Below are 7,226 nucleotides of genomic sequence, written 5' to 3'. Positions count from 1 at the left end.
CGCGCCGGGGGGGCGGGGGTGAGGGTCGCCGCGCGGGGTTTTGGGCCGCGGGGGCGGGGGCCAATGCCCTGGGGCGTCTCCACCCAGTTGCCGCCGCGGGGCGCGGGGGGGGCCCCGGCCCCCGCGCCGATGACCTCGTCGGCCGCGGCCTGCGGCCCGACGAGGACGAGGTGGAGGTCTGGATCGGCGCTGCATGCACGCAGAGCGCCGTCAACCACGACGGCGGGAGCCCCATCCCCGCCGAGGAGGTCGACGGCGATCCGCGCGACGCCGTGCGGCGATCGATCGGATCGCGTCACTCGGATCCGGCGGTCAGACCTCGATGACCTGGCGGCCGTTGTACGTGCCGCAGACCGAGCAGGCAGCGTGGGGCAGCTTCGGCGAGCGGCACTGCGGGCACGGCTGCGTGGAGACCGCGACGGCCTTCCACTGGCTCCGGCGGGCCCGGGTGTTGCTGCGCGACATCTTCCGCTTGGGAACGGCCACGGGTCTTACTCCTCTGACGTCTTGATCTGGGACAGGGCGGCCCAGCGCGGGTCGAGCTGCTCGTGCGTGTGGCCCTCGGGCAGCTCGTCGAGCGGCACCCCGCAGTCGGGGCACAGCCCTGGGCAGTCTTCGCGGCACACGGGGTTGGCGGCCAGGGAGAGCACCACCGTGTCCCGCAGTGCCGGCTCCAGGTCGATCAGATCGCCCTGCAGCCGACCGACCTCGTCCTCGTCGGTCGTCTCGTCCGTCGTGCTGTGCTCATAGGCATAGAACTCTTGGATCGTGACGTCCAGCGTGTCACTGATCGGACGTAGGCAGCGTCCGCACTCCCCCACCAGCGGGCCGGTGACGGTGCCGGAGACGAGCACGCCTTCGGACACCGACTCCATGCGCAGCTGGAGGTCGAGCTCGGCGCCCTGGGGCACGCCGATCAGCTCCAGACCGAGGTCTTTGGGCGCCGGCACCTTCCGGGAGACCGCATGCAGAGCGCCCGGTCGGCGTGGGAGGTCTCTCGTCTCGAGGACCAGCGGCGACCGGGGATCCAGGTGCGGGTGCGGTTGGTGTGGCATCTTTCCAGACTCCGGCCAGGCAGGGCCGACGGACTAGGCTACCTGAGCGGCAGATCTTCCGTCGAATCGCCCCTACCTTAGCGCGCTTTTCCCCGGGCCCTAGAACGGCAGTGGTCGGTCATCCTCGCCGGACGGGGTGAACGAGCCGATCTCCCGCAGCGCGTGCATCTTGTCCCGCCCGCGCTCGATCGAGGCGAGCGACCGGGTGAGGAACTGCTCGAAGTTGGCCAGCGCCGTGTCGACGTAGTCGTCGACCTCGTCGCGCAGCCGCTGGGTCTCGGCGCGGGCCTCGTTGATCATCCGCGACGCCTCGTGCTCGGCCGAGACGACGATCTCGTTGATCGACACGAGCCGGGTGTGCTCGGACTCGGCCTCCGAGATGATCCGCTCGGCCTCGCGCCGCCCGGCGTCGACGATCTTGTCCCGCTCGTCGAGCAGAGCCGTGGCCCGCCGCAGTTCCCCCGGCAGGTCGGCGCGCAGCTGGTCGAGCAGGTTGATCATCTCGGCCCGGTCGAACACGAAGTTGCTGCGCGACATCGGTGCCGACCGGGCCTGCTCAACCAGCGTGATGATCTGGTCGATTGTCTCGAGCGGATCCACCTGCGGTCACTCCTGTCCCAACGTCGAACGACGTAACCATGATGCGGCCCGATCCTCGGTGCCGCTTTATCGCCACTCGGGTTTTGAGCCTCAGTTTCGTGACGGTTGGCCGGCCGAGGCGAACCGTTCACGCAGGCGATTCGCCACCAGATCGGGTACATGCGGCGAAATGTCGCCGCCCCACTTGGCGACCTCTTTGATCAGGCTCGACGAGACGAACGAGAACTTCGGGTTGGTCGGCATGAACAGCGTCTCGATGCCGCCGAGCCCCAGGTTCATCTGGGCCATCTGCAGCTCGTAGTCGAAGTCGCTGGCCACCCGCACGCCCTTGACGATCGCGCCGATCTCGTTGGCGTGGCAGAACTCGACCAGCAGGCCCTGGAACGCGTCGACCCGGACGTTCGGATACGGGGCGACCACCTCGGCGAGCATCTCCAGCCGCTCGTCGACGGTGAAGAGCCCCGCCTTGCTCTGGTTGATCAGCACCGCGACGACAACCTCGTCGAACATCTTCGATGCCCGTCCGACGATGTCAAGGTGCCCGTTCGTGACCGGGTCGAACGAACCCGGACAGACCGCGCGCCTCATTGCACCAGCCCAAGCCTCATGAGCGGGGACCGTACCAAAGGCTCTCTAAAGGTTTGCGTCAGCCATCCGGGTCGCGTCGGGCATACCACAGCGTCGTCTCGCCGTACCGCCGCTCGGCGTGCTCCCGCAGGCCCTCCGGCCAGGCCATCGGGACGCCGCGGCTGGACCGCTCGACGACCACCACGGCGTCGCCGGCGAGCCATCGCTCGACCAGCGCCCGCAGCACCTCGTGGACCCGCTCGTCGGCCACCGCGTAGGGCGGGTCGAGGAACACCACGTCGTAGGGCTGGTCGGGGGTGCCGGCCAGCAGCCGCTCGACCTTGTCGGCGACCAGCCGGACCCGGTCCCCCACGCCGAGTGCCGCGATGTTGGACCGCGCGATCCGGGCCGCCTTGGCGTCGGCCTCGGCCAGCAGGACGTGGACGGCGCCGCGCGAGCACGCCTCCAGCCCGACCGCGCCCGAGCCGGCGTAGAGGTCGGCGAAGCGGGCGCCGTCGAGGTCGGCGACGTGGTCGAGGGTGCTGAACAGGGCCTCGCGCACCCGGTCGGAGGTGGGGCGGGTGCCCTGGCCGGCCGGCACGGTGAGCCGGCGCCCGCCGAGCGTGCCGGCGACGATGCGCGTCATCAGCCCTTCTCCAGGAACTCGGCGCGCTCCTCGTCGACGAGCCGCGCGATCGTGGCGGCAAGGCCGGGGTGCCGCTCCAGCTCCGGATCCTCGTCGATCAGCTCGATCGCCTGGGCCCGCGCCTCGCCGATCAGGTCGGCGTCGCGCTGGAGCGACAGCAGGCGCAGGTGGGAGCGGTGGCCGGACTGGGCCGCGCCGAGCACGTCGCCCTCGCGCCGCTGCTCCAGGTCGAGCTCGGCCAGCTTGAACCCGTCGGTCGTCGAGGCCACGGCGTCGAGCCGGGCCCGGGCCGGGGTGCCCTCGCCGGCGTCGGTGACGAGCAGGCACAGCCCGGGCGCGCTGCCCCGGCCGACCCGCCCGCGCAGCTGGTGCAGCTGGGAGACGCCGAACCGGTCCGCATCCATGATCACCATCATGGTCGAGTTGGGGACGTCGACGCCCACCTCGATGACCGTGGTCGCGACCAGCACGTCGAGGTCGCCGGCCGCGAACGAGCGCATCACCGCGTCCTTCTCGTCGGCCGGCAGCCGGCCGTGCAGGATGCCGATCCGCAGCCCGTGCAGCGGCCCGTCCTCCAGCTCGGGCGCCACGTCGAGCACCGCCAGCGGGGGCCGCCGGCCGTCGTCGCCCACGGCCGCGTCCTCGCCCTCGGACTTGGCGTCGCCGATGCGCGGGCACACCACGTAGGCCTGGTGCCCCTTGGCGACCTCCTCGCGCAGGCGGCGCCAGGCCCGGTCGAGGAAGGCCGGCTTCTCGGAGACGGGCACCACGTGGGAGGCGATCGGTGAGCGACCCTTGGGCAGCTGGCTCAGCACCGACGTCTCCAGGTCGCCGAAGACGGTCATGGCGACGGTCCGCGGGATCGGTGTGGCGGTCATCACCAGGACGTGGGGCGGCTGGTCGGCCTTGGCCCGCAGGGCGTCGCGCTGCTCGACGCCGAAGCGGTGCTGCTCGTCGACCACGATCAGCCCGAGGTCGGCGAAGTCGACCCCCTCGTAGAGCAGGGCGTGGGTGCCGACCACGATCCCGGCGGCGCCGCTGCGCAGCTCCTCGTGCACCTTGCGGCGGGCGGCCGCGCCCAGCGAGCCGGTGAGCAGCGCGACCCGGGTGGCCTGGTCCGCCGCGTCGAGCTCGCCGGCCCGGGCCATGGCGCCGAGCAGGTCGGCCACGTTGCGGTGGTGCTGGGCGGCCAGCACCTCGGTCGGGGCGAGCATCGCGGCCTGGCCGCCGGCGTCGACGACCTGGAGCATCGCGCGCAGCGCGCAGAGGGTCTTGCCGGAGCCGACCTCGCCCTGGAGCAGGCGGTGCATGGGGTGGGCCCGGGACAGGTCGGCGGCGATCTCGTCGCCCACGTCGCGCTGGCCCCTGGTCAGCTCATACGGCAGGCCCGCGTCGAACGCCGCCAGCAGCCCGTCGGCCCGGCGCGGCCGGGGCTCGGCCGGCCAGTCCTCGGCCCGCTTCTTGCGCTGGACCAGGGTCAGCTGGAGGGCGAACGCCTCGTCCCACTTCAGCCGCCGCTTCGCCGTGGCCAGCGACGGCTGCGACTCGGGCCGGTGGATCTCGCGCAGGGCCTTGTCGAGCGCCGACAGGTTGCGCTGGGCCCGGATCGTCGCCGGGACCGGGTCGGGCGTCGGCGGCAGCACGTCGAGCACGGTCCGCACGGCGGCGGCGATCCGCCAGGTCGGGACCTTGGCCGAGGCCGGATACACCGGGATGATCGCCCCGGCGAACTCCTCGACCGCCTCCTCGCCCTCGCCGGCGTCGAGCAGCACGTAGTCGGGCTGGTTGAGCTGGAGCTTCTGGTTGAACCGGCCGACCTTGCCGGAGAACAGCCCCCACCGGCCCGGCCGCAGCTGGTTCTCCCGCCAGGGCTGGTTGAAGAACGTGACGCTGATCTCACCGCCGCTGTCGTCGCCGATCACCGCCTCGACCAGCGAGCCGCGCTTGCCCCGGGTGGCGCCGCGCTGCTGCGTGAACTGCCGCGCGTTGACCCGCTTGACCTGGCCGAACACGGTCACGTCGGTGTCGATCTCCAGCGACCGGATGTCGGTGTGCTCGCCGCGCTCCTCGTAGCGGCGGGGGAAGTGGTAGACGAGGTCGCCGACCGTGTGCAGGCCGAGGCTCTCGCCGAGCAGCTTGGCGCCGGCGCCCCCGACTACCTTCTGCAACGGCGTGGACAGGTCGATCTCGGTCAACGGTTCACTCCACTCCCACCAGCAGCGGGTAGTGCGGCTGGCCGCCCTCGTAGCACTGCACCTCGACGAACGGCCACGCCGCGGCGACGTGCTCGCGCAGCGCGTCGGCCAGCCCGTCGGGCGCGTCCTGCCCGGCGATGAGCGTGACCAGCTCGCCGCCGCCCGACAGCATCCGGTCGAGCAGCCGCTGCCCGGTGCCCGGCAGATCGTCGCCGATGAGGTTGACCTCGCCGTCGACGATGGCCAGCACGTCGCCCGGCTGGCATCGCCCGGCGACGGTGAGCGCCTCGCGGCTGGCCACGGTCAGCTCGGCCGACCGGCACCGGGCCGCAGCCTCGGCCATGGCGATGACATCGTCCTCGAACCGCCGCTGCGGATCTCGTACCGCCAGGGCGGCGAGCGCCTGGACCGGCGAGCGGGTCGGCACGACCCCGGCCCGGATCCCTTCGGCCCGCGCCTCCGCGGCCGCGGCCGTCGCCACCGCCAGCACGTTGGGGTCGTTGGGCAGCACGACCACACGCTCCGTGCCGGCGCGCCGGATCGCGACGAGCAGCTCCCCGGTCGACGGCGTGCCGCCGACGACGGTCGCCCCCTCGCCGGCCATCAGCTCCCCCAGCCCGGCCCCGCTGCACACCACGACGACCCCGCGCGGCCCCTGCACGAGCTCCTGCTGGCGCACCCGCACCTGGTCGGCGAAGCGCGTCACCGCGATCCGGCTGGGCCGCCCCGCCTCGACGCCGGCCTCGATGGCCGCCCCGATGTCGTTGACGTGGACGTGGACGTGCCAGGTGCGGTCGTCGCCGACGACCACGAGCGAGTCTCCGAGCGGCATGAGCCGGTGTTTCAGCTCGCGCACCGCCTCGGCCGGCGCCTCCAGCAGATACTGCACCTCGTAGGCGAACTCGTCGGACCCCGCCTCGCGCTCCATCTCGCCGCTGGCGCCGCGGACCCCGCGGGCCGGGGCGAACTCGTCGTCCGGCATGCGCTCCCCGGTGACGGTCTCGACCAGCGCGTCGAGCAGCACGACGAACCCGCGCCCGCCCGCGTCGACCACACCCGCCCGGGCGAGCGCCGGCAGCTGCTCGGGCGTGCGCGCGAGCGCGATGCGGGCCCCGTGCGCGGCGGCCCGGGCGACGGCCCGGACCCCGCCGCCGACCCTTCCGTCCGGTCGCTCGGCCCCGTAGACGCTCTCGGCGGCGGTCAGCGCGGCCCGGGCAGCCGCGACCCCCACGGTCAGGACGGTGCCCTCGACCGGGGCGGCCACCGCCTCGTAGGCCTTCCTGGCCGCGTGGTCCAGCGCCCGCGCCAGCGCGGCGCCGTCGACCGGCGCGACGCCGTCGAGCGACTCGGCCAGCCCCTTGAAGACCTGCGCCAGGATGATGCCCGAATTGCCCCGGGCGCCGAGGAGCGCGCCGCGGGCCACCCGCCGCAGCACCGCTCCGAGCGGCTCGTCCCCGGCGAGGTCCCCCGCCGCGTCGGCGGCCTCGACCGCCGCGGCCAGGGTCAGCATCATGTTGGTGCCGGTGTCGCCGTCGGGCACCGGATAGACATTGAGTGCGTTGATCTCGGCCTCGTGCCGGCGCAGGGCACCGAGGCCGGTGGCACACCACCGGCGGACGGCAGCGGCGTCCACACTGTCGGGCACGCGCCAGAGCCTAACGGCGACCACCGACAGTTCCCACCGAAGCCGCCCCGACCGGGCCGATTGGGTGTGGCGGGCCGTCATCAGGTAACCTTGCGAGGTTGTCTGCCGGGTGTCCGGCCGATAGCACTTGGAATCCGCTCCGCGGCGCGGCGAGGGTTCCGACCCGAGACGCAATCAAATCCCAGGAGATCCCCGTGGCTAGCGTGTGCGACGTCTGCGGCAAGGGACCGGGCTTCGGCCACAACGTGTCCCACTCGCACCGGCGGACCAACCGCCGTTGGAACCCGAACATTCAGACGGTGCGCACCCCGGCCGGTGGCGGCACCACGCGGAAGGTGCAGGTCTGCACCTCCTGCCTGAAGGCCGGCAAGGTCGTCCGCGGCTGATCCCGCCGAGCGCGACGAGGCCCCGCGAGTGGCTCGCGGGGCCTTTTGCCGTGCCCTGGTTCAGGTCTCGTGGAGCCCCGGGCGGTCTTCTCGTGGCACACCGAGACGACCGCGCTGCACGACCGGTACCGC

At 72.9% G+C, this 7,226-nt stretch carries 8 protein-coding genes and 1 pseudogene; 1 reads left to right on the top strand and 8 read right to left on the bottom strand.

Going from position 1 to position 7,226, the window contains the following annotated elements; translation table 11 throughout:
• Window positions 1–131 precede the first annotated feature (131 nt).
• The 8 genes and pseudogenes from ABZS66_RS59310 to ABZS66_RS59275 form a co-directional block, all read right to left on the bottom strand.
• Window positions 132–299: pseudogene (locus tag ABZS66_RS59310) on the bottom strand (phosphate acyltransferase PlsX); the annotation flags it as partial.
• A gap of 13 nt (window positions 300–312) precedes the next feature.
• Window positions 313–486 carry a 50S ribosomal protein L32 gene (gene rpmF / locus ABZS66_RS59305; protein WP_223101792.1) on the bottom strand — a complete coding sequence of 58 codons (174 nt, stop codon included), beginning with the start codon at window positions 484–486 and terminating at the stop codon, window positions 313–315.
• 5 nt (window positions 487–491) lie between these two features.
• Window positions 492–1,055 carry a YceD family protein gene (locus ABZS66_RS59300; RefSeq protein ID WP_354773440.1) on the bottom strand — a complete coding sequence of 188 codons (564 nt, stop codon included), beginning with the start codon at window positions 1,053–1,055 and terminating at the stop codon, window positions 492–494.
• Window positions 1,056–1,154: 99 nt separating this feature from the next.
• The gene (locus tag ABZS66_RS59295; protein WP_238012990.1) at window positions 1,155–1,655 is read right to left on the bottom strand and encodes a hypothetical protein; all 501 of its coding nucleotides are present in this window, start codon (window positions 1,653–1,655) and stop codon (window positions 1,155–1,157) included.
• Window positions 1,656–1,745: 90 nt separating this feature from the next.
• Entirely contained in the window at window positions 1,746–2,243 is a 498-nt protein-coding gene (coaD, locus tag ABZS66_RS59290; RefSeq protein ID WP_354773438.1) for a pantetheine-phosphate adenylyltransferase, read from the bottom strand.
• A 58-nt stretch (window positions 2,244–2,301) separates the two neighbouring features.
• A complete protein-coding gene (gene rsmD, locus ABZS66_RS59285) occupies window positions 2,302–2,868 on the bottom strand; it encodes a 16S rRNA (guanine(966)-N(2))-methyltransferase RsmD (RefSeq protein ID WP_354773436.1) in 567 nt (188 codons plus the stop codon).
• A complete protein-coding gene (gene recG / locus ABZS66_RS59280) occupies window positions 2,868–5,063 on the bottom strand; it encodes an ATP-dependent DNA helicase RecG (protein WP_354773434.1) in 2,196 nt (731 codons plus the stop codon). Before recG ends, rsmD begins: the two co-directional genes overlap by 1 nt.
• A gap of 4 nt (window positions 5,064–5,067) precedes the next feature.
• Window positions 5,068–6,708, bottom strand: a complete 1,641-nt coding sequence (locus ABZS66_RS59275; protein ID WP_354773432.1) for a DAK2 domain-containing protein — start codon at window positions 6,706–6,708, stop codon at window positions 5,068–5,070.
• 194 nt (window positions 6,709–6,902) lie between these two features.
• Here ABZS66_RS59275 and rpmB point away from each other — a divergent pair, with 194 nt between their 5' ends.
• Window positions 6,903–7,094, top strand: a complete 192-nt coding sequence (rpmB, locus tag ABZS66_RS59270; protein WP_190249618.1) for a 50S ribosomal protein L28 — start codon at window positions 6,903–6,905, stop codon at window positions 7,092–7,094.
• The last annotated feature ends 132 nt before the right edge of the window (window positions 7,095–7,226 follow it).

This window comes from Dactylosporangium sp. NPDC005572, from assembly GCF_040605515.1.
GTDB lineage: Bacteria > Actinomycetota > Actinomycetes > Mycobacteriales > Micromonosporaceae > Dactylosporangium.
This window is presented reverse-complemented; position numbering and strand designations above follow the sequence as displayed.